Consider the following 20,487-nt stretch of genomic DNA (forward strand, 5'->3'; position numbering starts at 1 on the left):
TATTAAATACACTATGCATTTAAAATTTTGAGCCTCGTCCGCCTCTTTTAGAATCGGTCTGCCTTTTAAGGTCAGATAACCTTTCGTCACTGTCTTTCATAAATTTGGCCAGCTTATCTTCAAAGGAAGGTTGGAATCTTGGTTTACGGCTGCTGCCTCTGGGTGCAGCCGTAACTTGTTTTATGGATAAACCAATCTTCCCCTTTGGGTCTACAGATATGATCTTTACCTTTACCTTGTCATTAACCTTTAAGAACTCATTAATGTCCTTAACATAGACTTCAGCAACTTCAGAAATGTGCACCAACCCGGTCTGGCCCCCGGGCAATTCAACAAATGCACCAAAATTAGTAATCCCTGTTACGACTCCCTCTACAATACTTCCTTGTTCCAAAGCCATTTACTTGCAAGTGCCCTCCTTAATTGGCAAACCAACTTTTACTTAGTAAAAGTATATTGTAAGAGTGTTATAAGTGTCAATACATGAAAACCTTTAAATCAATCATAGATATTTTTATACTTTACTTCAAAAGCGGCATTATTGTTATTTGCAGCAGCGTTACCCTGCTCAACTGCGGTACTGCCCTGTTCGGATTGAGTCGGGATAACTAAGGTTTCTCCCGGTTTAACAAGCCCCAGCTGTTCCCTGGCAGCCTGTTCGATATAGGAGTCTGACTTAATTTGTTTAATTTCATCCCGCAAGGCCTCATTACGACTCTGTAACTCTGCCACCTGACTTTGTAAGGTTTTCATACTGCTTTGCATATTATCCACACGGGTGAATTGATTAAATAGGGAAAAGGCCATATAACTAACAAAGGCCACCGAAAGAAGCATCATTACCTTACCACTTCTTTTTCCTCGACGCCCCTTTTGCCCCTGTTCGATATTGTTACTGTGAAGTTTAAGTTCTGTCACCTTTCCTTTTCCAGTGGAAATCATTCATTCATGTCCTCCTCTTCCTCCGATCCAAATAAGCCCAAGCTATCCCCAGGAATAACGATAACTACTTGATACCCTTTTGATTTGGCCCGGTTATATAAGGTAGCAACCGTGTTGGGGCTAAGCTTTAGCTTGGCTGCAATTTTATCAGTAGAATGCCCCATTTCTTTTAGAGTTACTACTTGACGTTCCCGGAAACTTAGTTTTTCTGCACCTCGTATTTCCAGTTGCACCCGGCCTGACCCCCGACCATAAATACACAATTTATCCACAGGATATACACATGTTGTGTACAATCTTATTACAGTTTCATTACAATTTTACTACAAACAAAGATTTTTACCAGACCAATTTGGGAAAAAGATAGCAACAAATTAATTAAGAATGCGACAAAGGTGACAGTTCTCTCTTGCTAGAGAGATCCGTCACCCCTATTCTTTCTTCTTGTACTCAAATATGGGGAATATCGAAGTTATTCTATGCCAAATGCCGCCTTTTATTAACCTTAAGGGTTTTCTAAATAATCTTGCCAGGATTTTTTTAATCATTGATAATCCTTTGCCAATGATATTAACAAGAAAAACCAAAGGCACGGTTATAATTAAATAAAGTCCTTTAAAGGGTAAACATATTATTCCCCAAATAAATGAGATCGTTTTTAAAAGACCTCGCCATATTTGATAAATTGCTTTAAATATCCATTGAATCAGCTTGGTCGTGCGACGGCTAAAAATATTTATGTAAAGTATGGCCCCCAGGGCTAACCCCAGTAAAACATAAAGACGAACTTCACCCCAGTTTCCCAGTAAGAGCAATATAAAAACAATACCGGTCAGGATAAGCCAGAATAAAATATCCCCCAGAGCAGTTCCCATCTTGCGCAGCCCTAACGTGCCCCTGATTACCTTGTACAGGTCATAACATAACCCTGCCACCATACCAATGGTTATTGTCAAAACAAAGTAAAAAAACTGATCCTGCAAGGGAACCACTCGTTGCACCACCTGTCTCATTCGTTTACTATTTAAGTATTCGGTTGATTAAACCCTTACCCCTGGACTTATTCCCCCGGGTGGATTTACCCTCGATATATTCTAAACCATTAATATAACCTTCCACCACCAGACTCCCCTCATCTAAATTGAGATGAGTAATATGCATTCCTTCACCCCTAAGTTGCAAAAAGCCCATATTGGTGTCCAGCGTTATCTCTTGTTCATCAAAACTGCCTACATGCTGTACCCCTTCCAGTTGTAATGTCTTACGCCCCTCGATGGTTAAAACATGTTTCTTATATTCCTCCATAGTACCCCCCCGTTCACCTTTTCAGCTATCAGCCTTCAACCTTCAGCTTTTGGTGTTAGATATAACCATGCCTGTGCGTTACCATACGGCCATGGGCCTTGAGCCTTGGGTGTTTGATGGGCTGGTTCATGGGTCACGGAACAACACAGGGGTCGTTCCCCTCGTCAACCTCATAGGGTCTGGCTGAAGGCTAAAGGCTGATGACTAATTAAATATATGCTCAGCCAACGGCCCTTATTACAAATTAAAACAACCCACTGGCATCAGTAGGTTGTTTACAGAGGAATTATTTATATAACTTTTCAATGTTAATATCTTTAAAATAAAACTTTATAATGTCTTGGGGTGAGGTACCTTTTTCCGCCATATTTTTAGCACCCCATTGGGACATGCCCACGCCATGGCCGTAGCCTTTTCCGGTTAGAACTAGATTTCCATTTTGTACTGCAACATTGGTTAGAAACATCGATCGAACCTCCGTACTGCCCATCCCTAACCGCATAGCGGGTCCCCCAACAACTGCCTGGTTAATTTTCAGCTTAACCGTTCTGCCAGAGGGACCCTTCTCTGCAATGCTGGCGGATGTTAGCGTCCCTGGGTCTGAACCAACTGCACTTTTGACAGCTTGCTGTACCTTGTATCCAGGGATGGTGGCAGTCCAGCTTTGAATTTCTGGTAAAGTGTTCTGAATAGACATGGGATCATCTACATTGGCCTTAATGTAGGGAGTGGGTGTTTTAAAGTAAGCCAAGCCCTCTGCTGCACTGGCTGTTTTGCCACCATTGCTGGCAGAAAACCAGGCCTTAATGTATTTTCCTTGGTGGGTAATAACTTGTCCCCTGGTTTTAGCCACAGCCTTTTTAACATTCTCATTAATCCTAGAAGGATCATAGGCCTGGGATTCCTCAACACTGGTTGATACATCCGTGCCATGGAGTTTCTTCACTCGGCCGGACTCAATATTCTCCATGGTAAATGTACGGGCTAAGATAGCCTGAGCAGCCAAAGCATCGGTGGGCCAGGCTGGCTCCATTTCTGCTGCCACAACCGCCGTTACATACTCCTCCAGCTTGATTTGTTGCTTTTGCCCGGTCTCGTTATTATAAAGACTAATGGTTGGCTCCTCCTTAAAACGATGTGGTACTGTTTCTTCTTGTGGTTTTTTGGCGGCTTGCTGACAGCCTAAAGTTATACTCACCAGCAGAAGCAAGGTCAGCAATAACAAACTTTTTTTTCGCAAACGAATCCCTCCATTTCTGTTTGCTATATTTTCTGCCGCCAGAAACAAAAATATGCTAGGGACACAAGGGGACGGTTCTTCTGTGTTGTTTACAAACAACACAGAAGAACCGTCCCCTTGTGTCCCTGCAATTCAATATAAAAAGGGAGTGTCGGTTACGACACTCCCTAACATGATCCTTGCTCAATAATCTTATAAAGACTGGCTGCTTCCTTTGCCGGAACAGTTTCTTTAATCTCTAAGATTTCAAAGCATGTTTTTCTTGAACCAAAACTGATCTCTACCTTATCTCCTGGCTTGACCTCAAGGCTTGCCTTGACCACTCGGTTGTTTACTTGTACATGACCACTATCACATACTTCTTTAGCCAGCGTGCGTCGTTTAATAACCCTAGAAACCTTAAGGAACTTGTCTAATCTCAATTTTGAGCCTCCAAAACTATTCTACAGGGAGGTCCGCCACAGCATCCTTTAATGTTTTGCCGGCTTTAAATACTGGCACTCTCGTGGCGGGGATTTGAATGGTTTCACCCGTTTGGGGATTACGACCTTCACGGGCTTTGCGGGGCTTTGACTCAAAGGTACCAAATCCCACCAGCTGAATCTTATCCCCTTTCGCTAAAGACTCTTCAATGCAACCAAGAACAGCGGTAACTGCTTTTTCGGCATCTTTTTTACTTAATTCGGTTTTCTCTGCAACTGCAGTAATTAGTTCGGCCTTGTTCAAATAAGGACCCTCCTTGAACTCAGAATAAACTATCTTTGCTATTTCGCTATTTTATTAGCTTTTCCTCCCTGGAAGCAAATTTTTCCTCTTCTTTTTCTTGTTTTTTATGTATTTTTGCCTCTTCCCACCACAGATCCATTTGCTCTAGGGTTAATTCTGATAATTTTTTCCCTGCTTGCGCTGCCTGTTGCTCAATAAACTGGAATCTATCTATAAATTTGTTGGTGGCTAAAGAAAGGGCGTTTTCGGAATCAACCTGAAGCAATCTTGCCAGGTTTACTACAGCAAATAGCAGATCCCCTAGTTCCTCGGCCACAGCCTGTGTTTCGCAGTCTTTTTTGGCCTGAAGCACTTCCTGTAATTCTTCCGTTACCTTCGCCACCGCCCCATGATAATCCGGCCAGTCAAAGCCGATGCGGGCAGCCTTTGCTTGCACCTTGCTCGCTCGCAATAATGCTGGTAATGCCCTGGGAATACCAGCTAAATATGGCTGTTCCTTGGCCGTCCCCCCTTGCTCCTGGGACTTAATTTTATCCCAATTGATCAATACTTCTTCGCTGTTTTTCACATGGATTGACCCAAAAACATGGGGATGTCTGCGCACCATTTTTTCGACTATCGATTGAATAACATCATTGATATCAAAATGGTCCTTTTCATTGGCAATTTGTGCATGAAAAACGATTTGTAGTAATAAGTCTCCCAATTCTTCACAAATTTTATACATTTCCCCTTGCTCAAGGGCCTCTAATACCTCATAGGTTTCTTCAATTAGATAAGGTTTCAGACTTTCATGATTTTGCTCCCTATCCCAGGGGCAGCCTTGTTCCCCCCTTAGGTTTTGCATAACTTCAACCAGCGGGTCCAACGGAAATAGGCAAGCAGCAGCAGCAGCAGACGCGGCCACATTCGTTGGTTCAATATATAAACTGGTTAAATGATCAATCCAATCTAAACGATCTAATTCATACAGCGGGATCCGTTGTATTCTTTCCTCCTTGGGTATTCCTGCCGCACGCACAACGGCAATCCTATGTTCATCTGGGTAATATTCCATTAGGCTTAGTTTGGTTTCTCCGGCGATCATTCTGTCGTAAATTTGTGTCACAACGGTACCCACTGTGGGATCCGGTTTTTGTTCTTCCAAACGCAAGGCGTCAATAATATGTATCCCCTTCGATGGATCTAGGCCAAGGGCCAACCACATAGCATCTAGAAAACTCATGGCCGGCACGATCTTAATGCCTATTCCCTTGGCTGCTGCCAACTCCGTCACCCTGCGTACGGTATCCTCAGCTACCATGGGATGCCCTGGCACGCCATAAACAATCGATTGCCTGGTTGCTGCCTCCACCAACTCCTGAGCAATATTGGCATACACCTCTTCAAAGGTCTCGCATCTTTCATAATGGTGATCCAAGGCAAAAAACTTTATCCCCTTTTGTTTTAACCAATCAACAGTTGGGTGAATTTCCGTTCGTAAATAAACGGGTGATCCATCATTCAGTAATTCCCACACCTGCAGCGGCAACACACCGGGATCACCTGGTCCCAGGCCAACAATGGTAATAAACTTGTCCATTTTTTAATCCCACCCTTCTTGATATCCGTTTTAAAGAAAAAAAGGGCCTTTTCGGCCCGTTTGCTTCTGTTTTATTGTTCCATTTGTTTGGCAAGAAAACCAGCAGCAGTCTCAGCTAATTTTAGCTCCATTTCTCCCATTTTAATGTCGGGGTCTTTCGATGCTAGAATAACTGCGCCAATTGGGTCTCCCTCGGATATAATGGGTGCAATTACTTCCGAAGAGTATTTACACTCGCCATCCTCAGTGATGCCGCATTCTTTACAATGGGGATCATTGCCTGGTGTGTTAATCACAACAGCCTTGCGATCTTCCATTACTTTTTCTACGTTGGGGCCAATGGGTTTATTGATAAACTCCTTTTTAGGAGCCCCAGCCACGGCAATGATGGTATCCCGGTCTGCGATGCAAGCAATGTGGCCTAAGGCTTCATATAACGAATCAGCGTATTCTTTTGCAAAATCACCTAATTCTCCGATGGGTGAGTATTTTTTAAGAATCACTTCACCTTCACGGTCAACAAAAATTTCGAGGGGATCACCTTCACGAATCCTCAATGTCCTTCTAATCTCTTTTGGTATAACAACTCGACCTAAATCGTCAATACGACGAACAATACCCGTTGCTTTCATAATAAGATTTCTTCCCTCCTTTTTCTGCATAATCTACGCGGATTAACTTTCATTGATAGTATATAACGGGAGGGAAGGTGTTATTCATAATTTTCCATTGTTAGAAGTTTATTTTCGGGTTTTCGTTTTTTAGCTATTTTTTTGACGAATCCCCTGTTTCTGGGGCTAATTTATTATTTACCTTGGCATTTTTTCTCAAATCACCAATGAATTGGCTAAATTTGGCTTGTTTTGCCTGGGCTTCTAATTGGGCCTCAATGCCTTCTTTTACTTCTGCCAGTGTTTTGGTAGAAGCAGGCGTAACTTGTTCAAGTTTAATAATATGATAGCCATAGGAACTCTTTACCGGCTCCTTGGTAACCTCCCCGGGCTGCAAGGCCACGGCAGCTTTTTCAAAGGCTGGATCCGTGGTGTTGGTACCTTTATCAATGGTATAGCTGCCGCCATTTTCCCTGGTCCCTAAATCATCTGATTTTTCCCTGGCCACAACAGAAAAATCACGGCCCTTTTGGGTCACTTCTGCTAAAGCCAATTTGGCAGCCTGCAGGGCTTCCTGGTCATTTCGTTGGGGAACTCCAGGCGTGTCACTATCAATGGCAAATAACATATGCTTTACTTCCAGGCGTTCTGGGGTACCAATTGGTTCCCGCTGCTTATTCTCATTATAAAATGCAGAAATTTCCTCTTCGGTCGGTTTTTTTACATCGGCGGTTACCTTCTCATATAGCTTCTGAGAGGATTCCTCCAAAACGATTTGCTCTTTTAGGTCTGCCTCGGTAATTTTATTGTCTTCCAGGGCCTTGTTATATTCCTCTTCATTGCTGAAGCCCTCTTTTATTTCGGCTATTTTCTTATCAACATCTTCTTTGCTTGGCATAAGCTTTTGCTTTTCAGTTTCTTGTAAAACCAATTCTTTGGTAATCAAATCTTCCAAGATATTTTGCTCCAACTGGGCCTTCATCTCTTTATTTTGTTCTGCACCTAAATCAAATCCTTGTTGTTTGTATCTCTCAAATACTAAGTTTGACTGCTTGTCCAATTCCTGGCGGGTAATATCCTTCCCATTAACGGTGGCTACTACGTCAGCCTTATTATTGGCACAGCCTGTGACCAAGAGCAACAGGCTAACAAGTACCGGAATCCAAATCCGCAAATATTTATTTTTCACTAACTCAGTTCCCCCTTTTACATGATATGGCCATTATACAACGATCAAGAAAGGCCGGCAAGTTATTTCAGCCGGCCCATAAAGCTCTCTAATTGCTCTAACTTTCTAAGGGATAGATCACCTTTATCCTTGGTCATAAGCTTTATCTCAAATCCATCCGTGGAGGTATGAAACTTAACATTATTCTTATACTTCTCACTGACCGACACCAGTTTTTCCCCGTCTAAGGGAGCATCCGGCACGAAAAGCAAGCGGAAATTTCCTTGGGAGCGACTAATACTTTTAATCTTAAGCTGTCGTCCCATAATTTTTAACTTGGTGACCTGTACCAGACAACGTACACTGTCAGGCAAGTCCCCATAGCGATCCACCAGTTCCTCTTCCAAATCGGAAACTTCATCGAGTGTACCCATGGCCGCTAAACGGCGATAGAGTTCTACCTTCTGGTTGCCATCCGGCACATAGGTATCCGGAATATAGGCCTCCACCGGGAGTTCCACCGAGGTATCGACATTTTGCTCAACCTTTTGCCCCCTGGCTTCCTGCACGGCTTCCTCCAATAGGCGACAGTACAAATCAAAGCCCACCTCTGCGATATGACCATGCTGTTGTGCTCCTAAAATATTGCCTGCTCCTCGAATCTCCAAATCCCGCATAGCAATCTTGTAGCCGGAGCCAAACTCGGTAAATTCCCGGATGGCAGATAACCTTCTTTCACTAACTTCCGTAAGCACCTTATCCCGTCTAAAAAGAAAATAAGCGTAGGCCAACCGATTTGTCCGCCCAACCCTGCCCCTTAACTGATAAAGCTGGGATAAACCAAAGTGATCCGCATCCTTAACAATGAGCGTGTTAACGTTGGATATATCCAGACCGGTCTCAACGATGGTGGTACATACCAACACGTCATATTCCCCATCCATGAATTCGATCATAATTTGTTCCAGTTCATCTTCTTTCATTTGACCATGGGCTACACCAAGTCTGGCTTCCGGAACTAAATTTTGCAGCCAACCAGCAATGCGGTCTAGGTCAACGACCCTATTATGGACAAAATAAACCTGCCCGCCCCGATTTAATTCACGTCTGATGGACTCTCGAATTAATACCGCATCTTCTTCTAAGACATAGGTTTGGACTGGGAAACGTTCCTCTGGGGGCGTCTCCAAAAGACTGGTGTCCCTTACCCCCACCAGTGACATATGCAGCGTCCGAGGAATGGGAGTAGCTGATAGGGTTAATACATCAACATTTTTACGTATTTGCTTAAGCCTCTCCTTATGACTAACCCCAAACCGTTGTTCTTCGTCCACTACCAACAACCCTAAGTCTTTGAAAACAATATCATCCTGAACCAAGCGATGGGTACCAACCACAATATCTACCTCCCCCAGGGCAAGGCCAGCCAGCACTTGCCGCTGTTCCTTGGGGGTACGGAAGCGAGATAACATTTCGATCCGGATAGGGTAATTGGCAAACCTCTCCCGAAAGGTATTGTAGTGTTGCTGCGCTAAAATGGTCGTTGGAACCAGCACCGCAGCCTGCTTGTTATCCATTACTGCTTTAAAGGCAGCCCTTAGGGCTACTTCTGTTTTGCCATAACCGACATCCCCACAGAGCAGCCGATCCATGGGTCTTACCTTTTCCATATCTACTTTTACCTCTTCAATGGCTCTCAACTGATCCGGGGTTTCTTCGTAAGGGAAGAGGGCTTCAAACTCTGACTGCCAGGGAGTATCCTTGGGGAAAGCATGCCCCTGGACAGTCTGACGGGAGGCATAAAGGTTCAATAATTCCTCAGCCATATCCTTTACTGCCTCACGTACTTTAGCCTTTGCTTTGGACCATTCCGTACCACCCAAACGCGATAACTTCGGATGATCGGATTCTGCCCCCAGGTATTTTTGGAGCATGGCAACTTGATCCGTTGGGACATAAAGTTTATCCTCACCTGCGTATTGCAGCTGTAAATAATCCTTTTGCAAGCCCCCTATATCTAAGGTAATTACCCCTAAATAACGCCCTATGCCATGATTTACATGAACAACATAGTCTCCCGCCTTTAAATCCGCCAATGGTTCCATTTTTCCGTCGGGGCGGGAACGCTGCTTGCGTGCTTTTTTTCGCTGACCAAAGATCTCTGCATCTGTAATAACCACCAGGCGCCCAGATATCAGCTCAAAGCCATTGGCCAAGTGGCTCACCGTAATGACCACATTGCCATCTCTTACTTCATTATCCAGTTGTTTTACCCGAAAGGCATCTATTTTTGTGTCTTTTAATGTTTGCAGCAGACTGGCTGCCCTCTCCTCAGAAGAAACCAGCAAAACAATGGCATAGCTTTTACGGCGCCAGTGTCTAATTTCATCAGCCAAAACCTCCGCATGGCCCAAAAAACTATGCATTGCTTTGGCTGGAAAATTTACCACGTTTTGTATTCTAAGATACTGGGGATTCCTTGGTAAAAAGGAGCAGAAGACTGCCTGCCTTCGTTCGATGGCTGCTAACATTTGCCGCCATTCCAAATAACTATTAAAATGCCCCGGCAAAACCTTCCCCTTGCCTAGCAAATCGGTGTAGGTTTCATTTCTTTCTTTGAGAATGGTTTCGGCTACTTCTTTAAAGCGCACAGGGTCATCCACTAATACAAGGGGCTCTTCGATAAAATAATCAAATAAGGTCACTGGTTCTTGATAGAAGTGATAAAGCAATTGTTCCATACCATCAAAGGGTATTCTCCTGCGGATTTGCTCTAAAACCATTGCCCCTTGGGAGGAAAGCTGATGTACCGCATCGACAGAACCGGACCGATGCAGTTTCTTTAGCTGGTTTTTGAGCTCTAGTTCATAATTTACCTCGCACCTTTGCCAGATTTCGGGATTCACGATCAATTCACGACAGGGAGAAATGCTAATGTCATTTAATTTATCCAAACTACGCTGATTCGCCACTTCAAAGTGACGAATAGAATCCACTTCATCATCAAAAAACTCGATCCGTACTGGCAGATCCTCGGTCATGGGATAAATATCAACAATCCCACCCCGACTAGAAAACTGTCCTCTGCCCTCCACCAGATCGACTCTCTCATAACCCAATTCCACCAGGTTCAAGAGCAGCTTTGCCAAATCTACCTGTTGGCCCAAGGATAATTTTACCCTGGCCTGGCGGAAAACCTCCAGTGGCGTCAACCGGCGCAACAAAGCCTCCACCGAGGTAACCACCACCATCGGTTCCCCGTCTGATAGTTTTTCCAAAACCCGTAACCGCTGAGCCAATACCTCGTTGCTATGGGCTAGCACCTGATAAGGCAAAAGCTGCCAAACTGGAAAGGGTTGGACAGAAACCCCAGGCAATAAGGAAACTAAATCATCCAGCACAATGCCCGCTTCCGTCTCACCCGGTGTGACCACTAGGATCGATCTCCTGGTATGGGAAAGCCCGGCAAATAAATAATTGCGCTGGGAACCAGCCAAGCCAAAAACCATTTGCTGATTTAAGCCCTTCGCCAATCCCTGCAGTAAGTTTTGATATTCAATTGTTAACTCCAACGGCCGTAATAATCCGTTCATTTTATCTCCTGAATCATGCCCCTGGGGGACTATTTTATTTCGGTAACTAAATAAAGTACAGAAAATAGCTTCAGCCCGGCTGGACCTAAGGGGCTCCCTTATTCCACCAGGCAAAAAGATAAACTTTTCCTACTTTCCTATGTTGGCCAATTATACTCCGTCATTATTCCCTCGTCAAGCTGGTTTGTTTACTATAGTATAGTATGAACCAATTCCAGGCGGTATGTACCAGATACGTCACAAACAAAGCTGCCAATAAATTACTCACCGCATAAACCCTCGCCGTCAACAAACCAAATAACCCATGGGCCGCCACCGCCATCCCAGCCGCCCCAACTCCCCTTGCACCCCTGCGTTTCATTTCCACCAAAGCCTCCACCACACCAAAACCGATGTGCGTATAAACCAGAGCTGCCCCCAGCAAAACTGCCCCCAGAGTCTTAGCCATTTCCTCCACCAACGGTGTCAAAAAAGCAATCCCCCGCCCACCTAAGGAATTGATTACCCACCCGTTAATTACCCACGAAACTCCGGCGGCTAACAAGGATGCAGCTATGTAATTAAGTGGTGCAATATCTGTCATTGTAGAAGACACCTCTGCTTTTTCCTAGACAGCACGACAATAGCAAAATGGCCATGGGCCATAGGTCCTAGGCCTTATAAGTACATAGGGAAGATACCCCTCCATACTAGCAGGTGCTATCGTTATCCCCCCACACCAACCCCGCAACCAAACTACTCTACCTGGGAACTCCCCTGAGCCTCCACTTGCTCTTCTTCCTTCTTCTTAGTCTTAGCCTTCTTATTATACCTATTCATAACCACCGAAGTCCCTTCCAATACCCAAACCCTCACCGCCTCAACAGCAGTCTCAATAGCCGGCCCAATGGACTTGGCCTCTTCTTCACTGATTTTACCCAACACATGACCCACAGACCCATAGGCAGACCGCCCAATGCCAACCCTCATGCGGGCAAAATCCTGGGTACCCAATAATTCAATAATATTTTGTAAGCCCCTTTGTCCACCGGCACTCCCATTTTTGCGAATACGCAAAGTCCCCGGGGGTAAATCCATATCGTCCACAATAACCAGTAAATCCTCTAGGGCTAGTTTATACCAATTCATCAAGGCAACCACTGACTGGCCGCTTAAATTCATAAAGGTTTGAGGCTTCGCCAGGATGACCTTTTCCGGCCCAATATTAACTTGGCCAAGCAAAGCCTTGTGCTGCTTCTTTTCCGCCCTGACACCCAAACTAGCTGCCAATTCATCAACAACCATAAACCCGACATTATGTCTGGTTTGGGCATATTCTCCACCGGGATTTCCCAAGCCCACAATTAATTTCATTCAACACTTACCTCCCTTATCGAAGGTATTTTACCCCAGCTTTTGTATCAAGGCAATAGAAAGAAGGGTTATCCCGTGTCATTCTAGGGATAACCCATTTCTTTAGCAATTCAATCAAATCGTCTCGTTTATTCCTTTTCAATCGTTTTAGCTTTAGCCTCCTGTTCAGGTTCCGGTGGCACCTCTGGCTGGCCGGCTGGCTCCGGTGCCTTCATGGTGGCTAAACCTACCACGGTTGTGTGTTGATGATCTAAAATCCGAACAGCCGCAGGCACGTTTAACTCACTTACCGAGATGACATCACCAATTTCTAAGCCGCTAATATCTACCTTAATTGCTTCCGGTATTTCATTGGGCAGGCATTCAATTTCCGCACTGCGCAAATCATGCTGAATTACTCCACCCAATGCGACACCCTTGGGAGTACCTACCAACTGAATGGGAACGACCGTCTTAATTTTGGAGTCTTTAGAAACTTGCTGAAAATCCACATGCCTTATCGTGCGATCCACCGGATCCATCTGTAAACTCTTTACCATTACAGTCTGTTTGCCACCGTTTACACTCATATTAATAAGCGTGTTTCGTCCGGTTCCAGAACTAAGAATTTTCTTTAAATCTTTGGCGTCAACGGAAATACTCATGGACCCCATTTCTTTGCCATAAACTACACCGGGAACACCACCGCTTTTTCTAATTTGCTTAGCAATCGATTTTGTATCTGTTTCTCTCACAGTTGCATTTAACCTTGAACCTGTCATAAAATTACCCTCCCAACTAAATATGTCCCTATTATTCCCTATTTTTGGTCATATCAAACAATTCCAGGGCATAAAGATCAATATAATGAGTTTGATGTAAAGGGGGGCCTAATAATGCGCAAGAGCAAAAAATTTATTGGTATGCCGATCATCAGTCTTGCCGAGGGCCAGGAAATGGGTGCAGTCAAGGGGTTAGTTGTAGATCCGTTTCAGCAAAGGATAGCCGCCCTAATTATAGAGCAAAAAGGTTGGTTTAAAGATCAAAAATTTGCCCCTTATGGTAAAGTACGCAGCGTAGGTGCCGATGCCATCACCATTGATCAAGGAGCAATCGTTGAAAAGGGTACCAGCCTGCCAGACATTTTAAAGCTTTACAAAGAAAGAATTAACATCATCGGCAGCAAAGTTATCGCAGAAAATGGTTCCGATCTCGGGGAAGTAGATGAGTTTTATGTTGATGAAATAAGTGGTCAAATCGTTGGCCTGGAGATTAGCGGCAACTTTTTAAACAGCCTATTTAAAGGTAAATCCTTTATGGAAATTGCCTTTGTTAAGACCATTGGTAAAGAATTAGTCGTAACGTCCGTGGATGCCTTAGAAAACTTGGTTAAAGTTGATGGCGGTTTACACGAAACCGTTAAACAGCTCAAAGACAGTACAAATCATATCTGGGAAAGCACGGTACAAAAAACCAAGGAAATTAGTACGTTAACGAAAGAAATAAGCAGCAAAAAGGTGGAGGAAATTGAAAGCAAAACGAAAGATCTCGGAGAAACGCTACGTGAACGGGTTAAGAGAAAAAGTAAAGACGACCCCATCGAAGACGATGTTGTCATTCATGATTTGCCGGCAGGCACCCTAAGATCAGAGGAAGAAGCCTTAAACCGCCAAGAGGTTATCCATGACGAGGTTGTTATTCAAGATTTACCACCAGGCTCACTACCACGCCAGACCGAGGAATTAACCCGTGTTGAACAGATAGAAGATCTCGTTGAAATCCATGAATTACCCCCCGGTGCTTTACCCCGCGAAGAAAATCCCAGCGAGGACGAAAGCGAGGATGAACAAGAAGCGATCGGGGAGCCCATCGTACCAGAAGAAAATACAGAGATTAAAAAAGAATAGTCCTCCGCTTTATTGCTGTATTTGATAGTTGCAAGGCTAATTAGGCCCCTGGGCCATGAGCCTTGGGCCTAAAAGGTTACGGGCTGACAGCTAACACGAAAAGGTGTCTGATCTTCAGCACAAAACTGAAGCTCAGACACCTTTCTTTAGCCCAAGGCAGGTGAATTTATTCGAAGGCAGCATACTATCAATGTATAGACAAACATTGTGGGATACTCTATAATTATTAATCAAATTACCGCAAATGGGGAAGTCCGTGAGAATCGGACGCAGTCGCGCTACGGTAACGGAAGGCTGTTTTGGCAAGTCCGGAGTCCGAGTACCATGGTAATTTGCTAATTTTTTGTCGCGCAAACAAAAAAGGAGGAATTACTTTGTACACAGGAGCAGCCACTTATGTAGTCGGTTTTCCGAGAATCGGAGAACAGAGAGAACTGAAAAAAGCCCTTGAACATTATTGGGATCAAAAAATCGGTTTTGCAGAGATTGCCGATCGGACAAGAAAATTACGTCGAAGACACTGGTTATATCAAAAAGAGGCTGGTATCTCTTTTATTAGCAGCAATGATTTTAGTTTGTATGATAACATGCTCGATACAGCAATGATGTTAAATGCAATACCGGAAAGATTTCGTACCATCCACAACGAACAAGAGCTTTATTTTGCTATGGCCCGCGGAACGAGTAACGCTGTGGCGCTGGAAATGACGAAGTGGTTTAATACCAATTATCACTACATTGTCCCGGAACTTTCCGATACCATGGACTTCTCATTAAATGCAGATAAAATAATCAATGAGTATTTAGAAGCAAAAGAATACGGCATCCGCACAAAAATTAATTTGATCGGACCCATAACCTTTTTATCTCTTTCCAAACGTGTTGATCGTAATCCGGATACTTTGGAACTACTCCAAAGAATTTTGCCTTGTTACGTTTCTCTGCTTAAGAAAATGGCTTTTCTTGATGATGAAGTATACATTCAATTTGACGAACCAATCGTCGTAAAGGATCTGGACAAAAGAACCCTTGAACTGTTTTACTTATCCTATAAAGAATTAGCCAACGTGGATAGCAGGCTTAGACTGATCGTCATGACTTATTTTGATCATGCGGTGGAAGCTGTAAAAACACTGTTTGATATTCCGATTTATGGTATCGGACTGGATTTTCTATACGGACCGGAAAATCTAAAAATTCTTAATTGTCTGAACGGTAAAAAACTAATTGCAGGCATTGTCGACGGAAGAAATATTTGGAGAAATGACTATCGAAGTACCTTGACTTTACTTAAAAACATAGAAAAACATGTAAAAAGGGAAGATATCATCCCTTCCACCACCTGTTCTCTATTACATGTTCCTTATTCTTTGGAACATGAGAACCAGCTAGACAAAGAAATTAAGTCATGGCTGAGTTTTGCCCGGGAAAAACTTGAAGAACTATCGGATCTTGCCAAGTTATTTTTTATTGAAAGGGATTCTGAGAACCACCCATCCATTTTAAAAGATAATCAACGTATATTTATAACAAAACAACAATCGCCTAAAGCAATAAACCCCTTGGTTCGAGGGAGAGTTTGTTGCATTGAAAAAAAGGAACGAGTCGGCTCTTTTAACGACAGGAATGACATTCAGCGGAGAATACTCAATCTGCCTCTGCTTCCGACAACAACCATTGGAAGTTTTCCTCAAACCAATGAGATTAGGAAGCTGAGACGGGATTTCAAAAATAACATTATTTCTCAAGCAGAATATGATAAAGGAATTAAAAAACACATTGATACCTGCATACAATTTCAACTGGATATTGGGCTGGATGTTTTGGTACATGGCGAACCAGAAAGAAATGACATGGTGGAGTACTTTGGTGAACAACTCTTAGGTTTTATTCTCACAAAAAATGGCTGGGTGCAAAGCTATGGCAGCCGCTGTGTAAAACCTCCAATTATCTATGGTGATGTCAGCAGACCAAAGCCAATGACCATTCATACAATCCGATATGCCCAAAGCAAAACCAATAAAATTGTCAAAGGAATGTTAACCGGACCTGTAACCATTCTTAATGGGTCCTTTTGCCGAAATGATATCGAGCGATCTGCTGTCTGTGAACAAATTGCCTTGGCCATTCGGGATGAGATTCATGATCTTCAAAATGCTGGCATCAAGATTATTCAGGTTGACGAAGCCGCACTCAAAGAAGGGTATCCTCTACGAAAAGAAAAAGTTGCTTATTATGAAAATTGGGCTGTTAAATCCTTTAAATTGGCTGTTAGTTCGGCTGCCTTAGAAACGCAGATCCATACCCATATGTGCTCTAGCGATTTCAATGATAGTATCCATGCCATCGAGAAAATGGATGCCGATGTTATTACCATTGAAACCTCAAGAAGCGGCAATAAACTGTTGGCTGTTTTTTCAGCCCAAGGATATGATAAAGAAATTGGACCCGGCATTTATGATATTCACTCTCCCAGGGTTTCCTCCACAGAGGAACTGGAAGAGAAAATCAGACAATTAATGTGGGTTTTGCCTCCGTCCAAACTGTGGATTAACCCTGACTGCGGCCTCAAAACTCGTAAGTGGGATGAGGTAAGACAAAGTTTAACGAATATGACCATGGCAGCACACCATATTCGGTCAGGATTACAAATGCTGATGCTTGTTTAACGGACCTTACTTAAAATAAAATTTAATTTAGTAATGATTATATTTAAAAAACAGGTTTCCCCGTCGGGAAAACCTGTTTTTGCTTAAAACTCTTCCATTAACTTTGCCACGGCTGCGCTGTGGTGTCCTTCTTCTCTGGCCATCCGTTCAAAGATAAACTTCTTATCCTGTTGTGCTTTAAAAATATCTGCCATCTGATTGTACATTTTAGCTGCGGCATCTTCCCGCTGTATGGCAATGGCTAAAACTTCCTTCGGGGTCATTTCCGGGTTTAATTCGCCGGCTTCCTCAAAGCCATCAAAATAGACTTGTTCATTGATCGGTTCACCGGATTTTAACCAGAGCAGGTAATCTAAATGATCCTTTTCATCCTGAGCTAATTTCTTTAATACCTTCTCGGTTTCTGCCAGCTTTGCCTTGGCTGCCATTGCATTGTAAAATTTATAGCTGCTCTCCTCCGATTTAATGGCTACATCTAAAACGTCATTAATTGTTAATTGCAAAACCATAACCCCCTTTAGTTATTATCTTTACCCCATTGTAAACTATATAGGGGAATTTTTCCATGACAAAATTATTGAATTTTTCTTGCAATAGAATAAATATACCCCTAGCCCATCGGCACCAATTTGATCTGCCCCCAGGCCGCCAGCTTTTCTCCTTTGATGGCTACAGCACCGAGTATCCCCTTAACCGAGGCAGCAAAATCCACCGCCCTTTGGACATCCTCTTCGCTCTGCACATAATTGCCCGCCGCAGTGGCCACTGCATCGGCCAGGGTTGTTGAGACAGATAAAATAATCACTGCATCGGATTTGCCAAAGCTTAGGGAATGACCCACCGTGCCAGAGGAGGTGCAAATCCCCAATGGGGTTTGCCAGGGTTGAATTTCCAGGGCAATTTTATTACTAAAGGGGGAGGTCCCAGCAAAAACCCCTACCCTTCGTGTAAGGGAGGATTTAATAAAGATATCCCCTCCGTTTTCCACCACGACATCCCGGGAGCGACGGGCCAAGGCTTTCCCCACCACCTGGGAAAATGCACCTGCCACCGCAGCCATGGGGCCAACTCCCGCCAATTGGGCCGCTTTCGCCATATCTACGGCAATCTCCGGGGCCCCTGGCAAAAGGGTGTGAGGTTCCAGTGTGGTTCGAAAAACAGGATCTCCTTTAATATATTCCGCCAAAAGTAAGCGTTGCTCTTTTATTAGTTTTTCCACCCAGCCGATCAACTGGGGGGTAAAACGGTCCCGCCGCACACCTATATCCAGATCTGTCTCTTTAACTCCTACCTGGAAATGGATCAGGTCTCCCTGTCGATGCAACTCACGATAGGTGCGCTCGGTATAATCCATGTTATATTCTTACCTCCATCGCCCGAACCGGACATACTTTTAAGCATTGTAAGCACACTACGCATTTGTTCCCATCAAACTGTACTTCCATGGAGGGGCGGTCTATAAAGAGTGCCCCGGCAGGACAGTGACCTGTGCAAGCCCCGCAACTTATGCAACGATCATCATTGCGAACCACTTCCTGATTAAGGGGATGCACCGAAATGCCCTGTTGACGCAGATACTCGATGCCCTCCTCATATCTTTCCCCCCAAAGGTCCAAAACAAGCGTCCCTTCGAGGTGCGGATTAATTTGTGCCTTGAGAATATTTACCACCAGGTCATAATCCTTCACTAGGTGGTAGATGATCGGTTGATCAGAGGTTGCTGCTGTAAAACGCAAAACAATTTTATGAGGCGACATCTTGTTCGACACTCCTTCCATTACTTAATCTCCAAGGGTTTACCGGCTAGCCCTGCAGCAGGACCAGGCAGAAGCTGCACTGGTTCACCCAGCAAAAAGTCCCCTTTGCTAATCCAACTTTTTAATTGACCAGCAATTTCCCGAGCTTTGGGGTAACTTGAAAGGGGTGCCGTAGGTACTTCTTGGCCAGCCACCGTAATTTTCCCTGATTTCAATTGGGCATAGGAGACTAAGCCCAAATTACCTCCCACCCGATTGGGGTAGGCTTCACTATAATCAACCACCGGAGCATGCAGTTCTTCATCGGCTAAAGCAGCATAGCGTAGTATTTCTTCGTTAAGTATGGGGATCGGTATGCCCAGACCTACGGTTAGCGTAGCACCATAGCCCAGGAAGCTTGCTCCCCTTAGCCACTTTGTTTTCATTTGCTTAAGGTCTCCTAAGACCGAAAGGGTTCCGCCGGCTGAGCCCACCACATTTCCTTCCTGATCCTTGAGCCAACCGGGAAAATGCTGGGTACCATTCCAAACCACATAGCCGATCCCTCCGCCCAGGAAGATCCTCGTTCCTACCCCAATGGTGGCAAAATTCGGATCCTTCATCAGGGGACTTAATTGTCCCGAGGTAGAATAGTTGGCATTTCCTAATCGGGGCTTCAGGGTTCCCATGTAGGTATGGATGGTTTTATCACCAATGTTAACAGCACAGTTATAATTTTGGTAACCATTGCGAGGGTTAAATAAAATCGCCTCGTTGATGTCATTTAAGGTAATGGTTGTTTCTATCTCTCTTCTCGGGTAACAATCCGTACCATAGGATAATGCCCTCAATTCGATGGGCTTCCCTGCCACTAAATCCTCTATCACATGCCCGCCACCGTAGCGAAATTCGCCCGGGTAATCACTGTTAGCTGGATCCTCTTCAGGAATTTCCGTGGCCCCGATATAGGCATCCACTGCAGCAATACCTGTATAGGCCGGCACATTATTCAGTGAAACCTTTGACATTCTCATCCGCGGAGAGGAATGCCCAAAATTTAAAAATACACCAGAAGAGCACATGGGTCCAAAGGTACCAGTGGTTACCACATCCACCTCTGCAGCGGTTTTAGACAATCCCTGCTCCCTCACCTTGCCAATTACTTCTTCAGCGGTCAATACCACTGCTTTGCCTGCCTTAATGCGAGCATTAATCTCAGCATAGGTTCTTTCAACAGCCATTTCATAATCCCCCTTCTGCGCTCTTCCGTACCACAAAAACAAATAAGCCCCTTCCCAACAGAAGAGGCTTTATCCGCAATCACGGTTATAGCTTACCTCTTATCTGTCAGAAGAATATCTTCTGCAGGAATTAGCACCTGTCCGGATATTACCGGACGGTTGCTGGGTTTCATTGGGCCAGTCCCTCCACCTCTCGGGATAAGAGCGCATATTTAATTAGTTACTAAGTAAGTATTAGTTTAGCAATGCCCGTTTACATTGTCAACAGATTTTTTGCCACCGGCCCCAGCTTTTTGCGTTTTTGGGGCTCGGGTCTTTGACAGTTGAATAAAGAAAAATTGCCCAAAAGCCTTGATATAGGCTTATTTTTTTGTCTTTTTCTCTTTTGTTTGTATCGCACCTTATCGCACTGTGTTATAATATAAGAAAAGGAGG

At 44.1% G+C, this 20,487-nt stretch carries 21 protein-coding genes and 2 riboswitches; of the genes, 2 read left to right on the plus strand and 19 right to left on the minus strand.

Annotation, left to right across the window (positions count from 1 at the left end; all coding sequences use genetic code 11):
• Positions 1-19: 19 nt before the first annotated feature.
• The 15 genes from V6C11_RS01565 to V6C11_RS01635 all read right to left on the minus strand — a co-directional run bounded on the left by V6C11_RS01565 (position 20) and on the right by V6C11_RS01635 (position 13,281).
• Complete coding sequence (locus V6C11_RS01565; protein ID WP_333529322.1) at positions 20-400, minus strand: S1 RNA-binding domain-containing protein; 381 nt, start codon at positions 398-400, stop codon at positions 20-22.
• A gap of 98 nt (positions 401-498) precedes the next feature.
• On the minus strand, positions 499-942 hold the full coding sequence (locus V6C11_RS01570; RefSeq protein WP_333529323.1) for an FtsB family cell division protein: 444 nt from the start codon (positions 940-942) through the stop codon (positions 499-501).
• On the minus strand, positions 939-1,175 hold the full coding sequence (locus tag V6C11_RS01575; protein ID WP_333529324.1) for a helix-turn-helix transcriptional regulator: 237 nt from the start codon (positions 1,173-1,175) through the stop codon (positions 939-941). Before V6C11_RS01575 ends, V6C11_RS01570 begins: the two co-directional genes overlap by 4 nt.
• 198 nt (positions 1,176-1,373) lie before the next feature.
• Positions 1,374-1,934, minus strand: a complete 561-nt coding sequence (yabQ, locus tag V6C11_RS01580) for a spore cortex biosynthesis protein YabQ (RefSeq protein ID WP_333529325.1) — start codon at positions 1,932-1,934, stop codon at positions 1,374-1,376.
• Between the two features lie 28 nt (positions 1,935-1,962).
• Positions 1,963-2,247, minus strand: coding sequence for a sporulation protein YabP (gene yabP / locus V6C11_RS01585; protein ID WP_333529326.1), 285 nt, complete (start codon positions 2,245-2,247; stop codon positions 1,963-1,965).
• Positions 2,248-2,533: 286 nt separating this feature from the next.
• Positions 2,534-3,487, minus strand: a complete 954-nt coding sequence (locus tag V6C11_RS01590) for a SpoIID/LytB domain-containing protein (RefSeq protein WP_333529327.1) — start codon at positions 3,485-3,487, stop codon at positions 2,534-2,536.
• A gap of 167 nt (positions 3,488-3,654) precedes the next feature.
• Complete coding sequence (locus V6C11_RS01595; protein ID WP_333529328.1) at positions 3,655-3,909, minus strand: RNA-binding S4 domain-containing protein; 255 nt, start codon at positions 3,907-3,909, stop codon at positions 3,655-3,657.
• A gap of 16 nt (positions 3,910-3,925) precedes the next feature.
• Entirely contained in the window at positions 3,926-4,246 is a 321-nt protein-coding gene (locus tag V6C11_RS01600) for an HU family DNA-binding protein (RefSeq protein WP_333529341.1), read from the minus strand.
• 13 nt (positions 4,247-4,259) lie between these two features.
• Positions 4,260-5,795: a nucleoside triphosphate pyrophosphohydrolase gene (gene mazG / locus V6C11_RS01605; RefSeq protein ID WP_333529329.1), complete on the minus strand. Its 1,536-nt coding sequence runs from the start codon at positions 5,793-5,795 to the stop codon at positions 4,260-4,262.
• Positions 5,796-5,866: 71 nt separating this feature from the next.
• The gene (spoVT, locus tag V6C11_RS01610; protein WP_333529330.1) at positions 5,867-6,427 is read right to left on the minus strand and encodes a stage V sporulation protein T; all 561 of its coding nucleotides are present in this window, start codon (positions 6,425-6,427) and stop codon (positions 5,867-5,869) included.
• Between the two features lie 133 nt (positions 6,428-6,560).
• A complete protein-coding gene (locus V6C11_RS01615) occupies positions 6,561-7,595 on the minus strand; it encodes a SurA N-terminal domain-containing protein (RefSeq protein ID WP_333529331.1) in 1,035 nt (344 codons plus the stop codon).
• A gap of 62 nt (positions 7,596-7,657) precedes the next feature.
• A complete protein-coding gene (gene mfd / locus V6C11_RS01620) occupies positions 7,658-11,167 on the minus strand; it encodes a transcription-repair coupling factor (RefSeq protein ID WP_333529332.1) in 3,510 nt (1,169 codons plus the stop codon).
• 163 nt (positions 11,168-11,330) lie between these two features.
• Positions 11,331-11,750: a hypothetical protein gene (locus tag V6C11_RS01625; protein ID WP_333529333.1), complete on the minus strand. Its 420-nt coding sequence runs from the start codon at positions 11,748-11,750 to the stop codon at positions 11,331-11,333.
• Positions 11,751-11,902: 152 nt separating this feature from the next.
• A complete protein-coding gene (gene pth, locus V6C11_RS01630) occupies positions 11,903-12,520 on the minus strand; it encodes an aminoacyl-tRNA hydrolase (protein WP_333529334.1) in 618 nt (205 codons plus the stop codon).
• A 128-nt stretch (positions 12,521-12,648) separates the two neighbouring features.
• Positions 12,649-13,281: a 50S ribosomal protein L25 gene (locus tag V6C11_RS01635; RefSeq protein WP_333529335.1), complete on the minus strand. Its 633-nt coding sequence runs from the start codon at positions 13,279-13,281 to the stop codon at positions 12,649-12,651.
• 114 nt (positions 13,282-13,395) lie between these two features.
• Between V6C11_RS01635 and V6C11_RS01640 the strand changes: the two genes are divergently transcribed.
• Positions 13,396-14,406, plus strand: coding sequence for a PRC-barrel domain-containing protein (locus V6C11_RS01640; protein WP_333529336.1), 1,011 nt, complete (start codon positions 13,396-13,398; stop codon positions 14,404-14,406).
• A gap of 200 nt (positions 14,407-14,606) precedes the next feature.
• Positions 14,607-14,740, plus strand: a riboswitch (cobalamin riboswitch).
• A 40-nt stretch (positions 14,741-14,780) separates the two neighbouring features.
• On the plus strand, positions 14,781-17,075 hold the full coding sequence (gene metE / locus V6C11_RS01645) for a 5-methyltetrahydropteroyltriglutamate--homocysteine S-methyltransferase (protein WP_333529337.1): 2,295 nt from the start codon (positions 14,781-14,783) through the stop codon (positions 17,073-17,075).
• An 83-nt stretch (positions 17,076-17,158) separates the two neighbouring features.
• Here metE and V6C11_RS01650 read toward each other — a convergent pair whose 3' ends face one another.
• From V6C11_RS01650 to V6C11_RS01665, 4 genes are all read right to left on the minus strand, one after another.
• A complete protein-coding gene (locus V6C11_RS01650; RefSeq protein WP_333529338.1) occupies positions 17,159-17,578 on the minus strand; it encodes a ferritin family protein in 420 nt (139 codons plus the stop codon).
• A gap of 107 nt (positions 17,579-17,685) precedes the next feature.
• Positions 17,686-18,429 carry a UPF0280 family protein gene (locus V6C11_RS01655; protein ID WP_333529339.1) on the minus strand — a complete coding sequence of 248 codons (744 nt, stop codon included), beginning with the start codon at positions 18,427-18,429 and terminating at the stop codon, positions 17,686-17,688.
• Position 18,430: 1 nt separating this feature from the next.
• Positions 18,431-18,832 carry an NIL domain-containing protein gene (locus V6C11_RS01660; protein ID WP_333529342.1) on the minus strand — a complete coding sequence of 134 codons (402 nt, stop codon included), beginning with the start codon at positions 18,830-18,832 and terminating at the stop codon, positions 18,431-18,433.
• Between the two features lie 20 nt (positions 18,833-18,852).
• Positions 18,853-20,052: a homocysteine biosynthesis protein gene (locus tag V6C11_RS01665; RefSeq protein WP_333529340.1), complete on the minus strand. Its 1,200-nt coding sequence runs from the start codon at positions 20,050-20,052 to the stop codon at positions 18,853-18,855.
• Between the two features lie 96 nt (positions 20,053-20,148).
• Positions 20,149-20,257, minus strand: a riboswitch (SAM riboswitch).
• Between the last annotated feature and the right edge of the window lie 230 nt (positions 20,258-20,487).

Source organism: Desulfotomaculum sp. 1211_IL3151, from assembly GCF_036763075.1.
In the GTDB taxonomy this organism is placed as follows: Bacteria; Bacillota; Desulfotomaculia; order Desulfotomaculales; family Desulfotomaculaceae; genus Desulfotomaculum.